This is a genomic window from Mycobacterium sp. NGS22, from assembly GCF_059813095.1.
Genome location: NZ_JCALDY010000032.1, coordinates 1 through 21120, shown reverse-complemented (window position 1 = coordinate 21120; position 21120 = coordinate 1). Strand labels below are relative to the sequence as shown.

The following is a 21120-nucleotide window of genomic DNA, read 5'->3' as shown; positions in this document are numbered from 1 at the left end:
TAGAGGAGAGTTCCGCATGCATGTCGACGACATGATTCTGGTGAGCATCGACGACCACGTCGTCGAACCCCCCGACATGTTCCTGCGCCACGTGCCGGCCAAGTACAAGCCCGAGGCGCCGATCGTGGTGACCGATGACAAGGGCGTCGATCAATGGATGTACCAGGGCAGGCCGCAGGGCGTCAGCGGACTGAACGCCGTGGTGTCCTGGCCCGCCGAGGAGTGGGGCCGCGACCCGGCGGGTTTCGCCGAGATGCGCCCCGGCGTGTACGACGTGCACGAGCGGGTCCGCGACATGAACCGCAACGGAATCCTTGCGTCGATGTGCTTTCCGACGTTCACCGGGTTCTCCGCACGCCATCTCAACATGCACCGCGAGGAAGCCACGTTGGTGATGGTGTCGGCGTACAACGACTGGCACATCGACGAATGGGCCGGTTCCTATCCGGACCGCTTCATCCCCATCGCCATCCTGCCGACCTGGAACGTCGACGCAATGTGCGCGGAGATCCGCCGGGTGGCCGCCAAGGGTTGTCGCGCGGTCACGATGCCGGAACTGCCGCACCTGGAAGGTCTGCCGAGCTACCACGACGAGGAGTACTGGGCCCCCGTTTTCCGGACGCTGTCGGAACAGAACGTGGTGATGTGCCTGCATATCGGCACCGGCTTCGGAGCGATCAGCATGGCGCCCAATGCCCCCATCGACAACCTGATCATCCTGGCCACCCAGATCTCGGCGATGTGTGCCCAGGATCTGCTGTGGGGACCGGCGATGCGCAACTATCCCGACCTGAAGTTCGCCTTCTCCGAAGGCGGAATCGGTTGGATCCCTTTCTATCTGGACCGCAGCGATCGGCACTACACCAACCAGAAGTGGCTGCGTCGCGACTTCGGCGACAAGCTGCCCAGCGACGTGTTCCGCGAGCACTCATTGGCCTGCTATGTCACCGACAAGACGTCGTTGAAGTTGCGCCACGAGATCGGCATCGACATCATCGCCTGGGAGTGCGACTATCCGCACTCGGACTGCTTCTGGCCCGACGCCCCGGAGCAGGTCCTGGCCGAACTCGACGGCGTCGGTGCCGACGACGTCGACATCGACAAGATCACCTGGCAGAACTCCTGCCGCTTCTTCGGCTGGGATCCGTTCGCCCGCAAGCCCAAAGCCGAGTCGACGGTGGGTGCGCTGCGGGCCGGTGCCGCCGACGTCGACGTGTCGATCCGGCCCCGGGCCGAGTGGGCGCGACGCTACGAGGAGAAGCTGGCGCAGTCTGCCCTTCAGTGACGCGCTGATTGCGCCGCGAAGAACTGCGCGGCCTTGACGATCGAGTCCTCGACCGGCTCAGGCTGCCAACCCAATTCGCGCTCGGCCTTGCTGTGGTCGAGCGGGGACATCAGCTCCGCCATGCGGGTTCCGACGTAGGCGAACGGGAGGTCGCGGTCCACCAACCGGGCGGCGACGTCGTTGATGCGTGACATGACACGCAGCACCGGCATCGGAACCGGGATGCGCGGTGGACGCCGGCCGACGGCACGGGCCGCGATCGCGTGCAATTCCTTGGTGCTGATATACCGGTCGGAGATGATGTAACGCTCCCCATTTCGGCCCTTGTCGGCCGCGAGAAGCATTGCCCGCGCGGCATCTTCGATACCGACCACCTCCAGCGAGAAGCCCATGTAGAACGGCAACTTGCCGGCGGCCACCCGGGCGATGGCTCCGCCGTGCGGTGTCGGCGCGTGGTCGCGCGGTCCGTAGGTGGTCGAGATGCACATGGCGACGGCCGGCAGACCGCGTTCGCGGGCGTATCCAAGGACCAGGTTCTCTGCGGCCACCCGGGATTCGATGTAGGCGCCCCCGTCGCTCCAGTTGTGCGGATCGGCTTCGGTGACCACGCGGTGGTCGTTGATCGCCAATGTTCCGGTACTGCTGGTGAATACGAATTTGCGCAGATTCGCGGCCAACGCCGCGTCCAGCACGTGCCGCAGGCCCTCGACGTTGGTGCGGAACAACGGCGCGGGGTCGCGCAGCCACATGCGCGCGTCGACGACGCAGTAATAGACGACGTCGCATCCTTCCATGGCCGCCTGCAGTGCCTCATCGTCGAAAACATCGCCGTAGCAACGCTCTACGGTCAGATCGTCGATGCCTTTGGTGGAACTGGTCTTCCGCAACATGACCCGCACGTCTTCGCCGGCTTCGACGAGTTGGCGGGTGACGTGCGAGCCCAGAAAGCCACTGGCTCCGATGACCAGTTTCTTCGGTTTCATGACGGATTAGCCAGCGCGCCTTGGCCGTACTTGGCGGCGATCATCTGCCACGGGTCGGCGTAGGGTCCGCGGCGTTCCCTCCTGTCGAGCAGCTTGAAGTACCCGCGCAATCCCACCCGGATTACCGGCCCCAGCGCCTTGAGCAGCAAGCGGCGACGACCCATCGACTCGGCGACATAGGCGACGGTGTCGGACCAGTCGTGTTCCTGAAACTCGAGCAGCGCTTGGGATTCGGTGGTGTCGAACCAGCCGGTGAAACCCCAGCCGCGGTCGTCGTCCGGATTGCCGGGGAGACCGATCGACGGGCCCAGCCGGCCGAGGCCGACGGCGGCCATCATGTCGTCCTGCATCTGGCTCATCGTGAGGACACAGGTTTCGTCACCGGCGATAATCAGCACCTTGCCGTCGACCGCGGCGCGACGGTCGACCGCGTTGGCGAAGGCCAGCGCGACGTCTCGGGCGTCGGTCGCATGCATCCGGTTGTCGACGGGTGTGGAGCGCACCAGCACCAGGTAGTCGCCATCGAAGCTGGCGGCGCCATCGGGTGAGACGATCGCGGCCAAGCGCAAGATCGCGTGCGGCAGCGAGCTTTCGGTGATGACCTGCTCGGCCAGGACTTTGTCCTCGCCGTACTGGTCGATCGGATTGATCGGGGTCTCGGCGGTGATCCGTTCGGGATGCCGGTGCGGGTTGCGGGAGCCGTAAACCGCTGCGCTGGAAGCGAATACGAACAGCGACGGCTCGTTCAGTGCCTGCGCGGCGGTCACCAGGTTGCGGGTGCCGCCGACGTTGATCTTGCGGGCCAGTCCGGGGTTGCGGTACGAGGGCGGTGCGACCAGAGCCGCGAGGTGCACGATCGCGTCGGGCTGGTGGCGGCCGACTACCGCGGCGACGGCGGCGGCATCGGTGAGATCGGTGTGTTCGGTGATCAGCGTGCCCGGATGTCCGGCTTCGGTGAGTGCGGCGGCGGTGGCGGTCGAGTTGTCGCCGGGCAGATCCATCGCGATCACCGTCCGGCCGCGGCGCAGCAGGATCTCGCAGGTTCTCCTGCCGACCTGCCCGAAAGCGCCGGTGACGACGACTGTTTCGCTCATTTCTCGAACCTCCGGGCCAGTGCGGCTCCGGCGTCGCGCAGCCGCGGTGAAATGCGCACGGAGAACAATGGATTGAACACGTCCTCACGCAACCGGGTCAGCGTCGAGGTCTTGATCAGCCATCCGGCGTCGGTCTTCTCGTAGGTTTCGTGATAGTGCCCGTAGCCCTCGAGGTTGATGCCCGGACGCAGCCGGACCACGTCCTGCAACGCCCAGATCCCGGTCGCGGACGTCGCGGTCGTCAGCTCGATTTCCGGTGCGTGCACCTGGTGCACGGTGGGGTTGTCGCCCAACATGCCGCGGACGTAGGACACGAACTCGTCGGCTCCGGTAATCAGCTTTCCGCCCGAGGGCGAGGTATCGCTGACGAAGTCGTCGGTGAAGAGCCGCCGCCAATCGTCCCAGCGTTTGGTGTCCAGATAGCGGCAGTAGCGGGCTTTGAGCTGCTTTATCGCCTCGATCTGCACCAGCACGGCGGCGGTGTCCAGCATCTGGCCCCCTCGCGTAAGTCGTAACCGGTTTTGAGATTACTACTTCCCTCAAAGAGAATGTTATTCTCGCGAGACAATCCGGACGGGAGGCGCCCCGCGATGCTCTTGGAGTTCGATGCTGATCAGCGGCTGTGGCAGGACACGGTGCGCGATGTCGTCACCAAGCAATGTCCGCCGTCGCTGGTGCGCAGCGTGGCGGAAGAGGATGCCGACACCGAGCCCATCTGGGGACCCTTGTGGAAGCTGTACCGGGAGCTCGGCTGGACCGAGCTGAACGAGCAGGACAGCGCCGTCGAGCTGGCCATCGTGGTCGAAGAGCTCGGCCACGCCACCGACCCGACCCCGTTCCTGGCGACCATGAGTCAGTTCGCGCCGCTGGCGGGGGACCGCTTCGACCCGAATCAGTCCGGAACGGCGGTGTACAGCGGGGTTTCGGCGCGCCGCGATGCCGAGGGCTGGGTGCTGGACGGCACCGCCCGGCACGTGCTGGACGGCGACCGGGTGGAGCGGGTGGCGGTGGTGACCGAGGCCGGAGTCTTCCTGACCGATGCCGCTCAACTCACTGCGCGGCGCGAGTCGGTCTTCGATCCCGTCCTGCATGTGGCGGACCTGTCCTTCCACCAGGTCCGGGTCCCCGACAGCGACCGTCTGGCCGTCGACGCCGAGCGCGCGCGTCACGTCGCGCTGACCGGAATGGCCATCACGATGGTCGGTGCCTGCCAACGCATCCTGGACATGGTGCTCGAGCATGTCCGCAGCCGCCATCAGTTCGGAGTTCCCATCGGCTCGTTCCAGGCCGTGCAGCACAAGGCGGCCGACATGCACGTCGCGGTGCAGCGGGCCCGAGCGCTGTCCTACTTCGCCGCACTGACCATCTCCGCCGACGACCCGCGGCGGCGGTTGGCCGCAGCGATGGCCAAGGCGTCGGCCGGTGAGTGCCAGTCGCTGGTGTTCCGGCACGGCTTGCAGCTGCACGGCGCCATGGGATTCACCTGGGAGAACGACGTGCAGTTCGCGCTCAAGCGGGCCAAGGCGGGAGAACTGATGCTCGGTGGCGCGGCGGAGCATCGAGCCCAGATCGCCGAGGAGTACCGTGCAGCTGACTTTTGATTCCGACGTCGAGCAGTTCCGCGCGGAGTTCTCGGCGTTCCTGGACGAAAACCTGCCGGACGCAAGCGAAACCGTGGAGCGGCCACGCTCGGTGTCACACATGCCGGAATGGGCGCGGCGGTGGCAACGCCTGCTGTTCGACAACGGTTGGCTGCTGCCCACCCAACCCCCGGAGTTCGGTGGACGCAATGCGAGCGTGCTGCAGCAGTACGTGTACCTCGAGGAGCTGTGCCGGCGCCGCATCTACCACAGCCTGAACCCCCAGGGCGTGAATATCGTTGCGGCATCGCTGATTTCGTTCGGCAACGACGAGCAGAAGCAGCGTTGGGCGGTGCCGATCCTGCGCGCGGAGATCACCGCGTCACTGGGCATGAGCGAGCCGAGCGCGGGCTCGGACCTGGCATCGCTGCGTACCCGGGCGGTGCTCGACGGTGACCACTTCGTGGTCAACGGGCAAAAGGTGTGGACGTCCGGTGCGCACGACGCCGACGTCCTGCTGGCGTTCGTCCGCACCGACCCCGACGCACCAAAACACAAGGGCATCAGCGCATTGGTGATCCCCACCGACACCGAGGGCGTGGTGTGCCGGCCTTTCCCGTCGGTCTGCGCCGCCGACGACCTGGACTTCAACGAGGTGTTCTTCACTGACGTCAAAGTGCCCGCGGAAAATCTGGTCGGCGAACTCAACCAGGGCTGGCGGGTGGCCAACGGTTCGCTCGGGCACGAACGCACGATGATGTGGCTGGGTTTCGCCGACCGGATGGACAACATGCTCACCGACTTCCGGCCCACGTCGGCACTGGACCGCGACCAGTACGCGTCCACGATCATGGACAAGCAGGCGCTGCGTCTGCTGGGCTCGGTCGCGCTGGCCCGCGCGTCGCGCGGTGAGGACGACACGTCGGCGATCTCGGTGCTGAAACTCCTTGGCTCCGAAGCCGAATTGCGGATCTCCGAGTATGCGTTGGCGGCCGCGGGCGGCGACGGGCTCGTTCATCCTGGGTTGACCGGGCCGTACGCGCCGATGAACCTCGACCACTATTTCGCGAGTTGGTTCGAGCGCTACGCGCGCAGCTTCTCCGGCACCATCGCCGGGGGCACCTCGGAGATTCAGCGCAACATCATCGCCCAGCGGGTACTCGGCCTCCCAAGGGGTTAGGGGCACCTCCCGCGAGCAGACGCAAAAGCCCCTCATTTCGGCACGAAATGGGGGCTTTTGCGTCTGCTCGCGGGTGATCGCGAGGCTAGACCGGGTCGAACTTGGTGATCAGCCAGCTGCCATTGACCCGGATCAAGCTCACCAACACGCTGCTGGCCGTCATCAAAGGATCGGGCCTGTCCTTGCTCGTGGTGCTCTGGTCGACGTACACCAGCACCACCGCTGAATCCGGGTGCAACTCCGACACGGCGGCCCGGACCACGTGGGCGGTAGTTTTCAGCGACTTTTCTTTCGCCGCCGGAGCCACGATCTGCTCGGTGAATTGGTTGTAGTAAGACAGGAAATCCCCGGAGAGGTGCAACTTGGCATTGGCAAAGTCTTTGTCCAGCGACTCGGGTGAGTAGGAGAGCAGCGCAACTGTTCCCTCTGATGCCGCGGTCACGACGGTCTGGGCGACGCTACGGTCGGTCTGTCGGTTCGGCTGATAGCGCGCGAAATACAACCATGTCGCCACGCCGGCGGATGTCAGCAGAAGCAAAACCAGGGCCACGGTGACGACGTTGACCTTGCGCAGCCTCGGCGCCCGGTCACGTTGTTCGCGCTTTTTTGATTTGTCGGCGACCTCATCTTCGGTTGCCTCCGCATCGCCGTCGACAACCTCTGCGGTGTCGGTGCTTTCGGGGGTCAGACGACTTTCGCGGTCTTCACTGGTCACGCGACGAACTCCAACTTCGACATTTTGAACTGTCCGCCTTCTTCGGTCACGGTCACCCGGAGCCGCCACACGCGTGGTTCGTCCTTGGCGCCCGCGGCGTTGGTGATTCGCGATGTCGCCGCGACCAATACCGATGCCGAATGCTCTTCCATGGATTCGACGGCCGTTGCGTTTATGGTGCCCTGGGTGACCACTTTGGACTGCTCGACCACCGACACGAAATCCTTTGCACGCTGCTGAAAGTCGTCTTTGAACTCGCCGGTGGAGCTGTCGAGCAACCGCTGGACGTCTTCCTTGGCGTGATTGAAGTCCAAGGAGGTCATGTTGACGACGCCCTGCTTCGCTCCGGCGACGAAGTTCGCTGCCCGCTGCTGTCGCGTGGCGGCGTCATGTTCGTACCAAAGGATGCAACCGCTGACGCCGACGAATGCGCAGCTGAGGATGATCGCGATTACTCTGAAAACCGTTGACAGCGAAGGCAACCGGCGTGCCAGCCGAGCCCGCCGCGATACCGGCTCCGCAGCTTCGAGCGCCTCGTCGCCCTCCGGACCGGACTCTTCTCCATCTTTCGCGTCCCGGTCGGCTTCGGTGGCCTCGGCTTCCAACTCGGCGTCGGTAGTCTCGACCTCGGCTTCGGCGGTGCCGGCCTCGGCTTGGGTGGTTTCGGCTTCGGCGGTCTCGTCGCTCGCCAGCATTTCGCGCCGTAGCCGGGCGGCGCGGGCACGCGCACGAGCGGCGGCGGCTAACGCTTCGGCTTCGGCGGCCTCTGCCTCGGCTTCCTCGAGCAACGCCATCGCATCGGCCTTCGATGTGGCCGAATCTTCCGGGGGTGGCTTCGCTTCACCCTCGAGCTTCCCGAGCTTCACCTTCGGCATCGACTGAACTCCGGTATCACTGTTATTGGCATTCCTGCACATTCGCGGTCGAAAGAGCGCCCATCGAGAGACGATCGGGCTGGCATGTGCGTCTACCCGGTTTCAGCACGGGAATCGGTTCCCGCAGGGTATGGCGTTCGCGGCTACCCCCATCGCACCAGCGTGAACGGATAAGTGTCTGTGCCCCCCGGGCTGCCCCCGCAGCCGGTGTCGTAGGTGGTGACCAGCTCACCGCTCAAGGTAGCTTCATCCCACGAATAGACATCATGCGACGGAAGGAACTGGACCACGCAGCGCACACCATCCGGCACATCGACCGCCATGGTGTAGCGGCCGTTGGACAGGTGAGCATCTGCCTGGTACCACGCCGCTTGCCCGTTGGGTTGTGGTATTCCGCCGATGGTCAGGCATCCCGGTGCGCGACTGATGCACGGCCGGACCGCCCAAAGCCAGTTGTGGCCGCGATCCCGGTCCGTGTTCGCCATGTAGGTGCCGACCAGCATGTCCGCGTGAGCGGTCGGCGTAAGAGTCACTGCGGCCATGGCGATCAGCAGGGCAAGCGCGTGGGTTACTGCGAAAGTCTTCACCGATGCGTCTCCGATCCGTAGTGCACGCGCTCGGACTGAATATAGAGCGCGGCCACGCTGCCCACGCCTACTCCGAAAAATCGCGCTCGTCAACGGACCCGCTTCCAGGTGGACAGCGAGATGTCGGAGGGTGAGGCAGCTCAAACGATGACCGCGGCTTCTTTGCGCTCGGTGACCGGGCGGGCCAATTCCTGCTCTTCGCAAATACGTTGCAGCTTATCCAGTGTCTCCTCCAGGCCGGCGCCGACCTTGCGGCCAGGGGTGAAGGTGGCCGGCAGGTGGCGCATGCCTTGGATGACCCCGATGCTTTCGTAGTGGACCGCCCCGTCGGGATCACAGCGGTAGTCCGGCATCCGGTGTAAGACCGCGGTCAGCATCGACTTGAAGACGGTACGCGCCACGTTGGATCCGACGCAGCGGTGCACCCCGATCCCGAAGCTGAAGTGTCGGTTGCCTTTACGGTCGAGTACGACCGTGTCCGGTTCGGCGAAGACCGACGGGTCGCGATTGGCCATGGCCCACGAGATCCACAGTCGCTCGCCTTCTTTGAACTCGTGCCCGTTGACTTCGACATCGTCGGAAAATGTCCGGCCGTCGCCGGGGGCGGGGGTGAAGAAGCGCAGGAACTCCTCGGTCGCTGGGTCGAGCAGAGTATCGAGGTTGTCGTGCAGGCGTTTTCGCTCGTCAGGGTGCTCCGAAAGCCATTCCAGCGAGTGGGCGGTCAACGCCGTCGTGGTGTCGAAGCCGCCGCCGATAACCAGGCCCAGGTTGCCGAGGATCTCCAGATCCGGTGCCGGCTCGTCGTCGATCCGCATCTGCAGCAGTCCGTTGACGATGCCGGGTCGCGGATTCTCGCGGATCTCGAGCATGTTGTTGACCATGTCGAGCCCCATCTCCCGATGCATCGCGGTGACGCGCTCGATGTCGGGGGAGTGCTCCGGGGTGTAGACGGCGGCGTGCACCGGCTCGCTGTACATCTTCCACTTCTCGAGCGGGATTCCCAGCATCGCCAGTGTAAGGACCGCGGGCACGATGTTGGCCAGATCGTCGACGAAATCGATGTGGCCGGACTCGATCTTCTCATCCAGGCAGGCGCGGGTGACGTCGTCGACGAAGGGTACCCAGCGCTTGACCGCTGCCGGGGACAGATATGGGTTCAATACGGTCCGGTAAGTGCGGTGTTCGGGGTCGTCCATTTCCAGGATGCCGCCCCGGACAGCGCTCACGCGACTGGCGGTCGGAATAGAAATGCCCTTGTAGCCACGCCGTTCGCCATGGATGTCGTGGTCGTTGGAGACCGCCGGGCAGCGGGCGAGTTCGAATACCTCGTTGCTGCCGGCGGCGACCCAGTGCCCGCCGTAGGTGTCGGTCCATGCCATGGGGCACTTGGCGTGCATTTCCTCGGTGATCGACTTGAATTGCGACCGGTATTCCGGCGAGTGCCGATCGAAGTGATATCGGTTCTTCTTGCGGGCACCGTCGGTGGTAACTAACTCATCAACATTGTCATCCACACTCAAAGCGCTGTCTCCCTTAGCCTTTAGTCGGTCAGGATGATGGCCTGCTCCGGGCAGGACTGGGCGGCTTCTCGTACCTGGTCCAGCTGATCCTCGGGTACCTCTTCGCTGACTGCCGACGCGCTGCCGTCGAGGTCGCTGAGTTCAAACGAGTCCGGCGCGATCATCGAGCACAACGTGTGACCCTGGCAGCGTTCAGAATCGACCCGAACTTTCATCGCTTCTCCTCCTTGCTCAGGTGTTCCGACCGCCGTTGACTCCCAGGATCTGGCCAGTGATGTAACCGGCCTCCTCGGAGATCAGAAAGGCACATGCCGAGGCGATGTCTTCCGGCTTGCCGATCCGGCGTACTGGCGTCCTGGCGATGTTCTGCTCGATGTCGCCCAGGAACCCGTTCGCCTCGGCGCTGCGCAGCATCGGCGTGTCGATGAAGCCCGGTGGCACCGCGTTGACGGTGATGCCGCTCGGGCCGTACTCGAGTGCCAATGACTTGGTGAGGCCGTTGACGGCGGACTTCGCCGCCACGTAGTGCGACATATAGGGGGTGCCCGAATGGGTGCTCGACGACGAGATGTTGACGATGCGTCCCCATCCGGCTTCCACCATGTCCGGCAATACCGCCTGGATGGTGTGGAACACGCCATGGAGGTTGACGTTGATCACCTTCTGCCAATCCTCGAAGGTGATATTGGTAAAGCGCTTGAATCCGTCCAGGCCGGCGGCGTTGACCAGGATCGTCACCGGGCCGAGTCGGTCGCGGATTGCCGACAGCGCCTCGTCCACCTGCGAGCGGTCGGTGACGTCGGCGGTAAAGCCCAAGTCATCCTCGGACGGTTTGAGATCGATTGCCGCGACGTTCAGGCCGTCGGCGCGCAGGCGTTTGACGACGGCCAATCCGATACCGGACCCGCCGCCCGTCACCACCGCGGTCTTCACCGGGCATCCTCGCGCAGCAACTTCAGAAGCCCTTGGCGCGCTGCCGTCTCAGTCACAAAGAATCTCCCTTGCAATTATGAGAATCGTACTCTCGGGTCAACGGCGCCTGCAAGTGGATCGGAATACCCTAGCCAACCAGCGACTAGACAGGTGTCGAGAGTACCTTTGGGCGACCGCTCAGCTGTTCTGCAGGTCAATCGCGTCTCGATTCTTTCTTGAGTTCTGGCCCACCGAATGTAAGATTCGCCGGGGATGAGAATGAAATTATCGTGACCGGCACCACGTCGGAAGCGGCGAGGTCGACACCCGAGGGGCTCACCATGTCAGCGCGGTCCACGGCGAAGGGCACCAGGGCGGGGAGGTTGACCGGCGGTCTACTCCTTGCGGGCGGGTCGGCGTTTCTGGCTGCAGACCCCGGCTTCGGTCCCGCGATGCCTTCCCTGGAAGCAGCGGCGGCATGAGACCGCTCGAAGGCATGCGGGTGCTCGAAGTAGCCATGTACGGCTTCGTGCCATCGGCCGGCGCGGTGCTCGCCGAGTGGGGCGCCGAAGTGGTCAAAGTCGAGCACGCGATCACCGGGGATCCGCAGCGCGGCCTGCGCCAGACCGGAATGCTGCGGGTCGAGGGCGACCCCAACCCCAACATCGAGCACGCGAATCGCGGTAAGCGCAGCATCGGGCTGGATATGTCGGTGCCCGAAGGCAGGGAAGTGCTCTATGAGCTCGCCCGCCGCTCCGACGTGTTTCTGACCAGCTTCCTGCCCGAGCACCGGCAGAAGTTCGGCATCGACGTGGAGGACATTCGCGCGGTCAACCCGACCATCGTCTATGCCCGCGGTAGTGCGCTCGGCCCGCGCGGCGCGGAGGCCGTCAAGGGCGGCTATGACATGACCGCTTTCTGGTGCCGGGCCGGGACCGCCGCGACGATCACCCCGATGGGTTACGACGGCATGATCAATCCGCCCGGGCCCGCCTATGGCGACACCATCTCGGGCACCAACCTCGCCGGTGGCATCGCCGCGGCACTGCTGAAACGCGAGCGCACCGGCGAACCGTCCGTCGTCGATGTATCGCTGCTGGGCAGTGGGCTGTGGTCGCTGGGGCACACCGTGGCGTTGACGAAACATCTAGGGCAACTGATGATGTCGCCGCCGCCCGGCATCCACGGCTCGCCGGTCAATCCTCTGGTGGGGGTGTATCCGACCGCCGACAACCGATACATCTCCCTGGTGATGATGCAGCCCGGCAAGTTCTGGGCCGACGTGTGCCAGCACATCGACCGCCCGGAACTGGCAGACGACCCGCGATTTGCTGATGCTGAAAAAATTGCTGCGAATACAGCAGAAGCCGTCGAGATCTTGACCAAAGTCATTGCAACACGCACCCTTGCCGAGTGGAGCGAACGCTTCGCGACGCTCGCGGGTCCCTGGGCGCCGGTGCAGGACACACTGCAAGCGGCCGAAGATGCGCAGATCCGGGCGAACGAATACATCGTGCGCGCAGGCGAACTCGAGCTCGTGGCCAACCCGGTGCAGTTCGACGTCACCGCACCGCAGACCGGTCCGGCACCTGGATTTGCCGAGCAGACCGATGAGATCCTGTTGGAACTCGGACTCGACTGGGATCGGATCATCGAACTCAAGACCGCTGGTGCGGTTACCTAAGAAGTAGATGCAAGTCGTGATGCCCGAGATGCTCAGTCCCTCTGCCGATTTCTTGCCTGACTTGCACCTGGTTTCGAGACCAACGTTCTCAAATAACGGTTCTTCGTTTTCCATTCCCACCGGGCGTGATATGAGTCATAATCGCCAAACGCTCCGAGACATTGAGGCCCGGGAGGCCAACGTGGCCGGAAGCGCCAACTCACGCGACAGAACGGAGGACTGGCGTGAGTAGGAATGCCAGCTGGAAGCTGAGATACCGCAATTCGCCAAGCATTTCGCTCAGGGGTTGCGAGATGTCTAGGACTCACGAAGCCGACGGGGGGTGACGCCGATGGCGAGTGGGGGCACCGATCGGTGGTCGCCTGGTGTGTCGTTGCCCAGCAGTCTGGCTGGGCCGATGCAGGCGGTCGGAGCGTTGTTCGCGATGACACGCGACGCGGTCAGGTTTCTGTTCCGTCGGCCCTTCCAGGGCCGCGAGTTCATCGAACAGTCTTGGTTCGTGGCCCGCGTATCGCTGCTTCCGACGTTGCTGGTGGCTATTCCGTTCACCGTCCTGGTCAGCTTCATCCTGAACATCCTGTTGCGCGAATTGGGGGCCGCGGACCTGTCCGGTGCCGGTGCGGCTTTCGGTGCCGTCACGCAAGTGGGGCCGATGGTCACGGTGCTGATCGTTGCCGGCGCGGGCGCCACGGCGATGTGCGCGGACCTGGGTTCTCGGACCATCCGCGAGGAAATAGACGCGATGGAGGTATTGGGCATCAACCCGGTGCAACGGTTGGTGACACCACGGATGCTGGCCTCAGGGCTGGTCGCGTTGCTGCTGAACAGTCTGGTGGTCATCATCGGCGTCGTCGGGGGTTACATCTTTTCGGTCTTCGTCCAAGACGTCAATCCCGGCGCTTTCGCCGCGGGCATCACGCTGTTGACCGGGGTACCCGAAGTCATCATTTCTTGCGTCAAGGCAGCGCTTTTCGGCCTGATCGCGGGTGCCGTGGCTTGTTATCGAGGGTTGTCGATAAGCGGCGGAGGCGCCAAGGCGGTCGGCAACGCCGTCAACGAAACCGTCGTATACGCGTTCATGTCCCTGTTCGTCGTGAACGTCGTCGTCACCGCCATAGGCATCAAGGTGTCAGGGAAGTAGGGGCACACCAGGGTGACGCTGAGGGCCGTATATCCGCGACTGTCAAAGCAACTGGACAAGCCGGTTGCGTTGATGGGGCGTCTCGGCGACCACACTGCGTTCTACGGCAAGGCGCTTGGTGCCATTCCCTTTGCGGCCACTCATTATCGAAGCGAAGTGATCCGTCTGATCGCCGAGATCAGTATGGGCGCAGGAACTCTGGCGATGATCGGCGGAACTGTCGTGATCGTCGGGTTCCTGACGCTGGCGACCGGTGGCACGCTGGCCGTCCAGGGGTACAGCTCGCTGGGCAACATCGGCATCGAGGCGCTGACCGGCTTTCTGTCCGCATTCATCAACGTGCGTATCGCAGCGCCGGTGGTCGCGGGAATCGGCCTGGCGGCAACGTTCGGCGCCGGGGTGACCGCCCAGCTGGGCGCCATGCGCATCAACGAAGAGGTCGATGCGTTGGAAGCCATGGCCATCCGACCCGTCGCGTACCTGGTGAGCACCAGAATCCTGGCCGGCATGATGGCGATCACGCCGCTGTACGCCATTGCGGTGGCGCTGTCATTTGTCGCCAGCCAGTTCACCACCGTGTTTCTGCTCGGCCAGTCAGCGGGCTTGTACAGCCATTACTTCGACACTTTCCTGAACCCGTACGACTTGTTGTGGTCGTTCTTACAGGCCACCCTGATGGCGCTGACCATCCTGTTGATCCACACCTACTACGGGTTTTTCGCATCGGGCGGACCATCCGGTGTGGGTACCGCAACCGGCAACGCGGTCCGCACCTCGCTGATCGTCGTGGTATCGGTGACGCTGCTGGTTTCACTGTCGGTCTACGGCTCCAACGGCAACTTCAATCTGTCTGGATAGCGAATGGTGGGGAGGTGAAGGAGTGACCACAAAGACGCCGTCGGGTCGCGGCGCGCCGAGCGCGCGCGGCAGGTCGCACAGTTCAGGCCGGCCGAAGCCGCGCAACTATGTCCGCCCGTTACTCGGCGTTGCCACCATCTTGTTGATTCTCGGGATAATCACCTTCGCTGTAACGCTGTTCCAGGGGGGACTCACCGAATCGGTACCCGTGACAGTGGTGTCGCAACGTGCCGGCCTGGTGATGAACCCGGACGCGCGGGTCACTTTGCGTGGCGTACCGGTAGGCAAAGTCGACTCGATAGAGGCGCTGCCAGACGGCAAGGCCGCGCTCCACTTGGCGATGTTCCCGTCATCGTTGAAATACATTCCCGCCAACGTGCTCGTCGACATCGCCTCGTCGACGGTGTTCGGCGCCAAGTCCGTCCAACTGATAGAACCCGCCGAGCCTTCGGCCCAGCGGCTACATGCCGGCCAGAGGCTGACGGGCCAGCACGTCATGGTCGAGATCAACACCGTATTCCAGCAACTGGTTTCGGTGCTGGACCAGATCGACCCGGCAAAGCTCAACGAGTCCCTGGGCGCGCTGGCCAAAGCATTCAGTGGGCGGGGCGCACAACTCGGCCAATCGTTGGTGGACCTGGATTCGTTTCTGGCCAAGCTCGAGCCGAGCCTTCCCGCGTTGAATCATGACCTCGCGGTGCTGCCGGTGGTGTCCAACGCCTACGCCGATGCGGCGCCAGAGCTGGTGAGAACCGTGGCCAACACGAACCGGATCAGTCAGTCGATCGTCGAGGAGCAGCACAACCTGGATGCATTACTGATCAGCGCGATCGGCCTTGCCGACATCGGCAACGAAGTCTTGTCGACGAACCGTCAGCCGCTGACGAATGTGATGCACCTGTTGGTGCCGACGACCGATCTGACCAACGAGTACCACGAGGCGCTCACCTGCGGCCTCGGCGGACTCATCCGGATTGCACACGGTCCGCCGTTGTCGGAGCCGAGCATCAACATCACGGCCAGCCTCACCTGGGGAGCCGAGCGTTATCGATACCCGGTGAACTTGCCCAAGGTCGCGGCGACCGGCGGTCCGCGGTGCCTGGGCCTACCGCAGCTGCCGTTCAATAGCCCACCGCCACAACTGATTACAGATATCGGTGCCAACCCGGTGGTGTACGGAAACCAGCAGCTGCTGATCAACTCCGATCTCCTCAAACAGCTGTTGTACGGGCCGATCGTGGGACCGCCGCGCAACTCCATTCAGATCGGACAGCCCGGATGAGAACGCGCGCCACATTGATCAAGTTCGCGATCTTCGGGGTCGTGATGGCGGTGTTGACCGCGTTCCTGTTCTTCATCTTCGGCCAGTACCAGACCGGCTCGACCACCAGCTATTCGGCGGTGTTCAACGACGTGTCGCGTCTCAAAGTGGGTCAGACGGTGCGGGTCGCCGGGATCCGGGTCGGCACCGTCAGCGACATCTCGCTGCGCTCGGACAAGAAAGTCGTGGTGAAATTCGACGCGGACCGCGACATCGTCCTCACCGAAGGCACCAGGGTGGCGGTCCGCTACCTCAATCTGGTCGGCGATCGCTACCTGGAGCTCATCGACGGCCCAGGCGCGCCCAGACGTCTGGCGGCCGATGCACAGATTCCGGTCGACCGCACCGCGCCGGCCCTGGACCTCGACCTGCTGCTCGGCGGATTGAGGCCCGTCATCCAGGGTCTGAATGCGCAGGACGTCAACACGCTGACTTCGGCGTTGCTCCAGGTCTTCCAGGGTCAGGGCGGAACCCTCGACTCGCTGTTCGCCAAGACGACATCGTTCTCGAACGCATTGGCCGACAACGACGACACCGTGCAGCAACTGATCGACAACCTGAACACCGTGGTCGCCACGATTTCCCGGGACGGCACCAAGTTCTCCGGCGCAATCGATCGCCTGGAGCGGCTTGTCAGCGGGCTGTCGAATGACCGTGAGACCCTCGGCGCCGCCATCGACGCGTTGGACAACGGAACCGCCTCCTTGGCCGATCTGCTGAGCAGTGCGCGACCATCGCTGTCCGGCACGATCGACCAGTTGAGTCGGCTGGCGCCGATACTCGACGACGACAAGGACCGCCTCGACACCGCAATCGCCAAGGCGCCGAAGAACTATCGCAAACTGGTCCGACTCGGAGTAGCCGGCGCCACCATCCCGTACTACCTCTGCCAGTTGGAACTCCGTGGCACGGATCTGCAGGGCAAGACGGTGATTTCCCCGATCTTCAGGTCAGACGCTGGAAGGTGCACGGAACCCTGATGCTCAAGTATCGCGGAGCTGAGCTCATCAAGGCCGGATTCATCGGCGCGATCCTGATCGTGCTGGTCATCCTCGTGGGCCTGTCGCCGGACCGGTTGACCTCGTGGGCGACGGCGGTCCGCTACAAGGCGTTGTTCTCAGAGGCCGGCGGCCTCGGGGTGGGCAACCCTGTGACGGTGTCCGGGCTCAAGGTCGGCACAGTGTCGGATGTGTCGCTGCGCAACGGCGACGCCCTGGTGACCTTCGCGATAAAGGGCAACATCCTGCTCGGGTCGGAGACCACCGCGCACATCCGCACCGACACGCTGCTGGGCGCGCGGATGCTGGCGTTGGAGTCCGCCGGCAGCGGCACGATGAATCCGAATGCTGTCATCCCCGCTTCGCGCACCTCCTCGCCTTACTCGTTGACCGAAGCGGTCAGCGAATTGACCACGAACACTAGCGAGACCAGTACCGCAACGCTGAACCAGTCTTTGGACACGCTGGCCGCGACGCTCGACCAGATTGCACCCAAATTAGGACCCGCCTTCGACTCGCTCACCCGGTTATCGCGGACCCTCAACGGCCGCAACAAGAACCTCAGTGAGCTGTTCAAGAGTGCCAGCGACGTCACCGGGGTCCTGTCCGAACGCAGCCAACAGGTCAACAAGCTCATACTCAATGCCGACGATCTGCTTCAAGTATTGGTGGCGCGCCGACAGGAGATCGTCGACCTGCTGGCCAACACGTCGGCGGTGGCGAAACAGCTCACGGCGTTGGTACACGAAAACGAGAGCAAATTGGCACCGACGCTGGAGAGGCTGAATTCGGTGACCGCCATGCTGGAAAAAAACCGCGACAACATCAGCAAAGCGCTCCCGGGTCTCGCCAAATTCCAGATCACCGTCGGTGAGGCTATTTCCAGCATGTACGCCTACTCGGCGTTCGTCCCGAACCTCCTTCAGCCACCACTGTTCCAACCGTTCCTTGACTACCTCTGGGGATTCCGCAACTTCGACACCAATCGCGGTCCCGGCTTCCCGTCGCAGGTTCCGCGGTCGCTGTTCCCCTGGCCGTACAACAGCATTCCGGAGTGCCCAGGCTGTACCCTCGGCGGCAGGATCGGCGGCTCGCAGTGATGTCGAAGATGTCGCGCGTCCCGCGCCGGAGGCTGATCGTCGTCACGGCGGTCGTCCTGGTGGGCCTCATCGTGGCCGGTGCGGGCATGGTCATCCGCAACACGTTTTTCGGTCCGAAGACCATCACGGCATATTTCGTCACCGCCACGGCGATCTACCCCAGTGACGAGGTGCGGGTGTCGGGTGTCAAAGTCGGCACCATCAAGTCCATAGATCCGCAGGGATCACAGACCAGGATGACCCTCGAGATCGACCACGGCGTACCCGTTCCGGCGGACGCCAAAGCGGTCATCGTCGCCTCGAACCTGGTGGCCGCCCGGTATGTGCAACTCACCCCCGCCTACCGGAACAGCGGTCCGGTCATGCCGGACGGCGCAGTGATACCCGTCAACCGCACCGCGGTACCCGTCGAGTGGGACGAAGTCAAAACCCAGTTGATGCGGCTGGCAACGGATCTGGGACCCCGCAGCGGCGTATCAGGCACTTCGGTGGGCCGTTTCATCGACAGCGCCGCCAACGCACTCGAGGGCAACGGCGACAAGCTGCGGCAGGCGCTGGCCCAACTATCCGGAGTGGGCCGGATACTCGCCAACGGCAGCGGCAACATCGTCGACATCATCAAAAATCTGCAGACCTTCGTCACCGCGCTGCGCGACAGCAACACCCAGATCATGCGATTCAACGACCGCCTGGCCACGCTGACCAGCGTCGTCAACGACAGCAAGTCCGAACTGGACGCGGCCCTGACCGACCTGTCGACGGCGGTCGGCGAGGTGCAGCGGTTCATCGCCGGCTCCCGCAACCAGACCAGCGAGCAGGTCGCCCGGTTGGCCAACGTCACGCAGACCTTGGTGGATCAGCACATGGCTTTGGAGAACATTCTGCACGGTGCGCCGAACGCGCTGGGCAACTTCTTCAACGACTACAACGCCGACACCGGAACCATCGTGGGCGGGTTCGGGATCATGAACTTCGCGAATCCCACGTTTTCGGGTTTGTTGCTGCCGTTGCCGATTCCGGGCTGCTCACAAATCGGCTCCATCGAGAACGTCACCTCTACCGAATCGGGCAAGCTGTGCTCGCTGTTTCTCGGTCCCGGGTTGCGGCTGCTCAACTTCAACAGTTTGCCCATCCCCATCAACATCTTCATTCAGAAGTCGGTGGACCCCTCGAAGATCCTCTACACCGAACCGCGGCTGGCTCCCGGCGGCGCGGGACCGAAGCCCACAGCACCGGAGATCCCTCCCGCGGTGTCGGCCTACACCGGCCTGCCGGGTGATCCTGTAGGCGGGCCGGGGGCCGAGCCGCCGCCGCGGATACCGGGTTTGGCGATGCCGATGCCGCCCCCGCCGTCGACACCGATGCAAGCACCGCCGCCGGCCGTGTCGGGAATGCTGCTGCCTGCCGAAGGGCCGCAACCGTGATCGCCCGGGTCCGCGTTCGGCGGGTGCTCGCCGTGGGCGGCTGTGTTGCGTTGACGGCGACCGGATGCGCATTCCACGGACTGAATTCACTACCGCTGCCCGGCGCGGTCGGACGTGGCCCCGGGGCCAACATCTACCACGTCGAACTTCCCAATGTCGGGACAATGGAGTCGAATTCGCCGGTGATGATCAACGACGTCGTAGTCGGCAGCGTCGGGGCGATGAAGGTGAAAGGCTGGCATGCCGACGTCGAGATCTCAGTGCAGCGCGATGTCGTCGTCCCGGCCAATGTGGTAGCCAGCGTCGGTCAGACCAGCCTGTTGGGGTCGATGCATCTGGCGCTCAATACACCGCTCGGCGAATCGGGGACCGGACGGCTGCAGCCCGGAGCCACCATCCCGTTGACCCGCTCGTCGGTCTACCCCTCGACAGAGCAGACGCTGTCGTCACTGGGGGCCGTCGTCAACGGCGGGGGGCTGGGACAGATCGGGGAGGTCATCCACAATTTCTCGGTCGCCATGTCCGGGCGACAAGGCGCCTTACGCGATCTGCTCACCCGCCTCGACACGTTCGTCGGAACACTCGACCAACAGCGGAACAACATCGTGGACTCCATCCAGGCGCTGAACCGGATGACTGCCACATTCGCCGGGCAACGCGACGTTCTCAGTGAAGCGCTGCGCAAGATTCCGCCCGCGCTCGACGTGCTGATCAGGGAGCGGCCACGCCTGACGACCGCGCTGGACAAGCTTCGCGTCTTCAGCAACACCGCCACCCGGCTGATCAACGACACCCAGGCCGACCTGGTCAAGAATCTCCAGAACCTGGAGCCGACCATCCGTGCGCTCGCCGACGTCGGGCCGGAACTCGGCACGGCGATCTCAGCGGGCTTCGTGTTCCCGTTCACCCAGAACTTCGTCGACCGTGCAGTCCGGGGCGATTACTTCAATCTGCATGTCCAGTTGGATCTCACGATTCCACGGCTCAAGCGGGGACTGATGTTGGGGACCCGCTTCGGACAGGTGGACCAGCCGCTGGTACCGGCGCCCGGGGAGCCGTACTACTTGAATTACACACTGGATCCGTTGCACAACCCGATCAGGCCGCCGTGGATCGATCCGGGGGCACTTCCGCTTCCTGCGCTGCCGGGACCGGCGCCATATTCCCCATCGCTGCCCGGACCACTGCCCGGTGGGGCGCAGTTGCCCGGACCTCCGCCAGCTGCGGCGCCGCTGCCCGGGCCTCCGCCGTCCGCGGCACCGGTGCCCAATCCGGGTCCCGGTCCAGCGCCGGGAGAAGGGGGCGGATAGATGCTGACGCGCTTCGTTCGGATCCAGCTGGCGATCTTCACCATCGTCGGGACCATTGGCGTGATCGCGATGGTCCTCTTCTACATCCAGGCGCCGATGCTGCTGGGCATCGGGCGGATCACGGTGACGCTGGAGCTGCCCGCGGCCGGCGGTCTGTATCGCTTCGCCAATGTGACCTACCGTGGGGTCCAACTCGGCAAGGTCACCTCGGTGGAGTTGACGCCGACCGGTGCGAAAGCGACGCTCTCGCTTGGCACGTCACCCAAGGTCCCGGCGGACATGACAGCTTGTCCAGAGCGTCCCGGTCCTCCGGACCAGTGCGGCGCGCATGTGCTCAGTGTCTCCGCGGTGGGCGAACAGTACGTGGACTTGCGACCCAAAACCGATTCGCCGCCCTACCTGCACGACGGGTCGGTGATCCGCGTGCGCGACGCGACGATTCCGCAGCCGGTGGGGCCGATGCTCGAGCAGGTCAATGCTCTGGTCACCAGCATCCCGAAGACCAAACTCGGCCAATTGCTCGACGAGACCTTCCGGGGTTTCAATGGATCCG

21 protein-coding genes are annotated in these 21120 nt (G+C 64.0%); 12 read left to right on the top strand and 9 right to left on the bottom strand.

The features are described 5' to 3' along the window. Positions 1-16 precede the first annotated feature (16 nt). The gene (locus AC5Y47_RS22235) at positions 17-1285 is read left to right on the top strand and encodes an amidohydrolase family protein (protein ID WP_499946417.1); all 1269 of its coding nucleotides are present in this window, start codon (positions 17-19) and stop codon (positions 1283-1285) included. On the opposite strand, the gene AC5Y47_RS22230 is transcribed toward AC5Y47_RS22235, so the two are convergent. Genes AC5Y47_RS22230 through AC5Y47_RS22220 form a run of 3 tightly spaced genes read right to left on the bottom strand, consistent with a single transcriptional unit; the run spans position 1279 to position 3853 of the window. Continuing rightward, positions 1279-2268 (bottom strand): NAD-dependent epimerase/dehydratase family protein, encoded by a 990-nt coding sequence (locus tag AC5Y47_RS22230; protein ID WP_499946416.1) that lies wholly within the window; start codon positions 2266-2268, stop codon positions 1279-1281. The two genes, AC5Y47_RS22235 and AC5Y47_RS22230, sit on opposite strands and share 7 nt — an antisense overlap. Then, a complete protein-coding gene (locus tag AC5Y47_RS22225) occupies positions 2265-3362 on the bottom strand; it encodes an NAD-dependent epimerase/dehydratase family protein (RefSeq protein WP_499946415.1) in 1098 nt (365 codons plus the stop codon). Before AC5Y47_RS22225 ends, AC5Y47_RS22230 begins: the two co-directional genes overlap by 4 nt. Further along, the gene (locus AC5Y47_RS22220; RefSeq protein WP_499946414.1) at positions 3359-3853 is read right to left on the bottom strand and encodes a nuclear transport factor 2 family protein; all 495 of its coding nucleotides are present in this window, start codon (positions 3851-3853) and stop codon (positions 3359-3361) included. The genes AC5Y47_RS22225 and AC5Y47_RS22220 overlap by 4 nt, the downstream gene beginning before the upstream one ends. Before the next feature lie 99 nt (positions 3854-3952). On the opposite strand from AC5Y47_RS22220, the gene AC5Y47_RS22215 reads away from it, so the two are divergent. Then, positions 3953-4963: an acyl-CoA dehydrogenase family protein gene (locus tag AC5Y47_RS22215; protein WP_499946413.1), complete on the top strand. Its 1011-nt coding sequence runs from the start codon at positions 3953-3955 to the stop codon at positions 4961-4963. Next, positions 4947-6122 (top strand): acyl-CoA dehydrogenase family protein, encoded by a 1176-nt coding sequence (locus AC5Y47_RS22210; RefSeq protein WP_499946412.1) that lies wholly within the window; start codon positions 4947-4949, stop codon positions 6120-6122. The genes AC5Y47_RS22215 and AC5Y47_RS22210 overlap by 17 nt, the downstream gene beginning before the upstream one ends. 85 nt (positions 6123-6207) lie before the next feature. Here AC5Y47_RS22210 and AC5Y47_RS22205 read toward each other — a convergent pair whose 3' ends face one another. The 6 genes from AC5Y47_RS22205 to AC5Y47_RS22180 form a co-directional block, all read right to left on the bottom strand. Next, positions 6208-6837, bottom strand: coding sequence for a hypothetical protein (locus AC5Y47_RS22205; RefSeq protein WP_499946411.1), 630 nt, complete (start codon positions 6835-6837; stop codon positions 6208-6210). After that, complete coding sequence (locus AC5Y47_RS22200; RefSeq protein ID WP_499946410.1) at positions 6834-7712, bottom strand: Rv1363c family protein; 879 nt, start codon at positions 7710-7712, stop codon at positions 6834-6836. The genes AC5Y47_RS22205 and AC5Y47_RS22200 overlap by 4 nt, the downstream gene beginning before the upstream one ends. 143 nt (positions 7713-7855) lie before the next feature. Further along, complete coding sequence (locus AC5Y47_RS22195; protein WP_499946445.1) at positions 7856-8254, bottom strand: hypothetical protein; 399 nt, start codon at positions 8252-8254, stop codon at positions 7856-7858. Between the two features lie 185 nt (positions 8255-8439). Then, on the bottom strand, positions 8440-9819 hold the full coding sequence (locus AC5Y47_RS22190; RefSeq protein ID WP_499946409.1) for a cytochrome P450: 1380 nt from the start codon (positions 9817-9819) through the stop codon (positions 8440-8442). A gap of 20 nt (positions 9820-9839) precedes the next feature. Then, positions 9840-10034 carry a ferredoxin gene (locus tag AC5Y47_RS22185; RefSeq protein ID WP_499946408.1) on the bottom strand — a complete coding sequence of 65 codons (195 nt, stop codon included), beginning with the start codon at positions 10032-10034 and terminating at the stop codon, positions 9840-9842. A gap of 16 nt (positions 10035-10050) precedes the next feature. Continuing rightward, complete coding sequence (locus AC5Y47_RS22180) at positions 10051-10752, bottom strand: SDR family NAD(P)-dependent oxidoreductase (protein WP_499946407.1); 702 nt, start codon at positions 10750-10752, stop codon at positions 10051-10053. A gap of 457 nt (positions 10753-11209) precedes the next feature. Here AC5Y47_RS22180 and AC5Y47_RS22175 point away from each other — a divergent pair, with 457 nt between their 5' ends. The 9 genes from AC5Y47_RS22175 to AC5Y47_RS22135 all read left to right on the top strand — a co-directional run. Continuing rightward, a complete protein-coding gene (locus AC5Y47_RS22175; protein WP_499946406.1) occupies positions 11210-12415 on the top strand; it encodes a CaiB/BaiF CoA transferase family protein in 1206 nt (401 codons plus the stop codon). 331 nt (positions 12416-12746) lie between these two features. Further along, positions 12747-13556: an MlaE family ABC transporter permease gene (locus AC5Y47_RS22170; RefSeq protein ID WP_499946405.1), complete on the top strand. Its 810-nt coding sequence runs from the start codon at positions 12747-12749 to the stop codon at positions 13554-13556. Positions 13557-13568: 12 nt separating this feature from the next. After that, positions 13569-14414 carry an ABC transporter permease gene (locus AC5Y47_RS22165; protein WP_499946404.1) on the top strand — a complete coding sequence of 282 codons (846 nt, stop codon included), beginning with the start codon at positions 13569-13571 and terminating at the stop codon, positions 14412-14414. Between the two features lie 22 nt (positions 14415-14436). Beyond that, entirely contained in the window at positions 14437-15696 is a 1260-nt protein-coding gene (locus tag AC5Y47_RS22160; protein WP_499946403.1) for an MCE family protein, read from the top strand. After that, positions 15693-16715 (top strand): MCE family protein, encoded by a 1023-nt coding sequence (locus AC5Y47_RS22155; protein ID WP_499946402.1) that lies wholly within the window; start codon positions 15693-15695, stop codon positions 16713-16715. Before AC5Y47_RS22160 ends, AC5Y47_RS22155 begins: the two co-directional genes overlap by 4 nt. Then, positions 16715-17833, top strand: coding sequence for an MCE family protein (locus AC5Y47_RS22150; RefSeq protein ID WP_499946401.1), 1119 nt, complete (start codon positions 16715-16717; stop codon positions 17831-17833). The genes AC5Y47_RS22155 and AC5Y47_RS22150 overlap by 1 nt, the downstream gene beginning before the upstream one ends. A gap of 8 nt (positions 17834-17841) precedes the next feature. Continuing rightward, positions 17842-19257: an MCE family protein gene (locus tag AC5Y47_RS22145; protein ID WP_499946400.1), complete on the top strand. Its 1416-nt coding sequence runs from the start codon at positions 17842-17844 to the stop codon at positions 19255-19257. Further along, complete coding sequence (locus AC5Y47_RS22140) at positions 19254-20567, top strand: MCE family protein (protein WP_499946399.1); 1314 nt, start codon at positions 19254-19256, stop codon at positions 20565-20567. Before AC5Y47_RS22145 ends, AC5Y47_RS22140 begins: the two co-directional genes overlap by 4 nt. Next, the coding region (locus AC5Y47_RS22135) for an MlaD family protein (RefSeq protein ID WP_499946398.1) at positions 20568-21120 on the top strand (553 nt) is incomplete at its 3' end.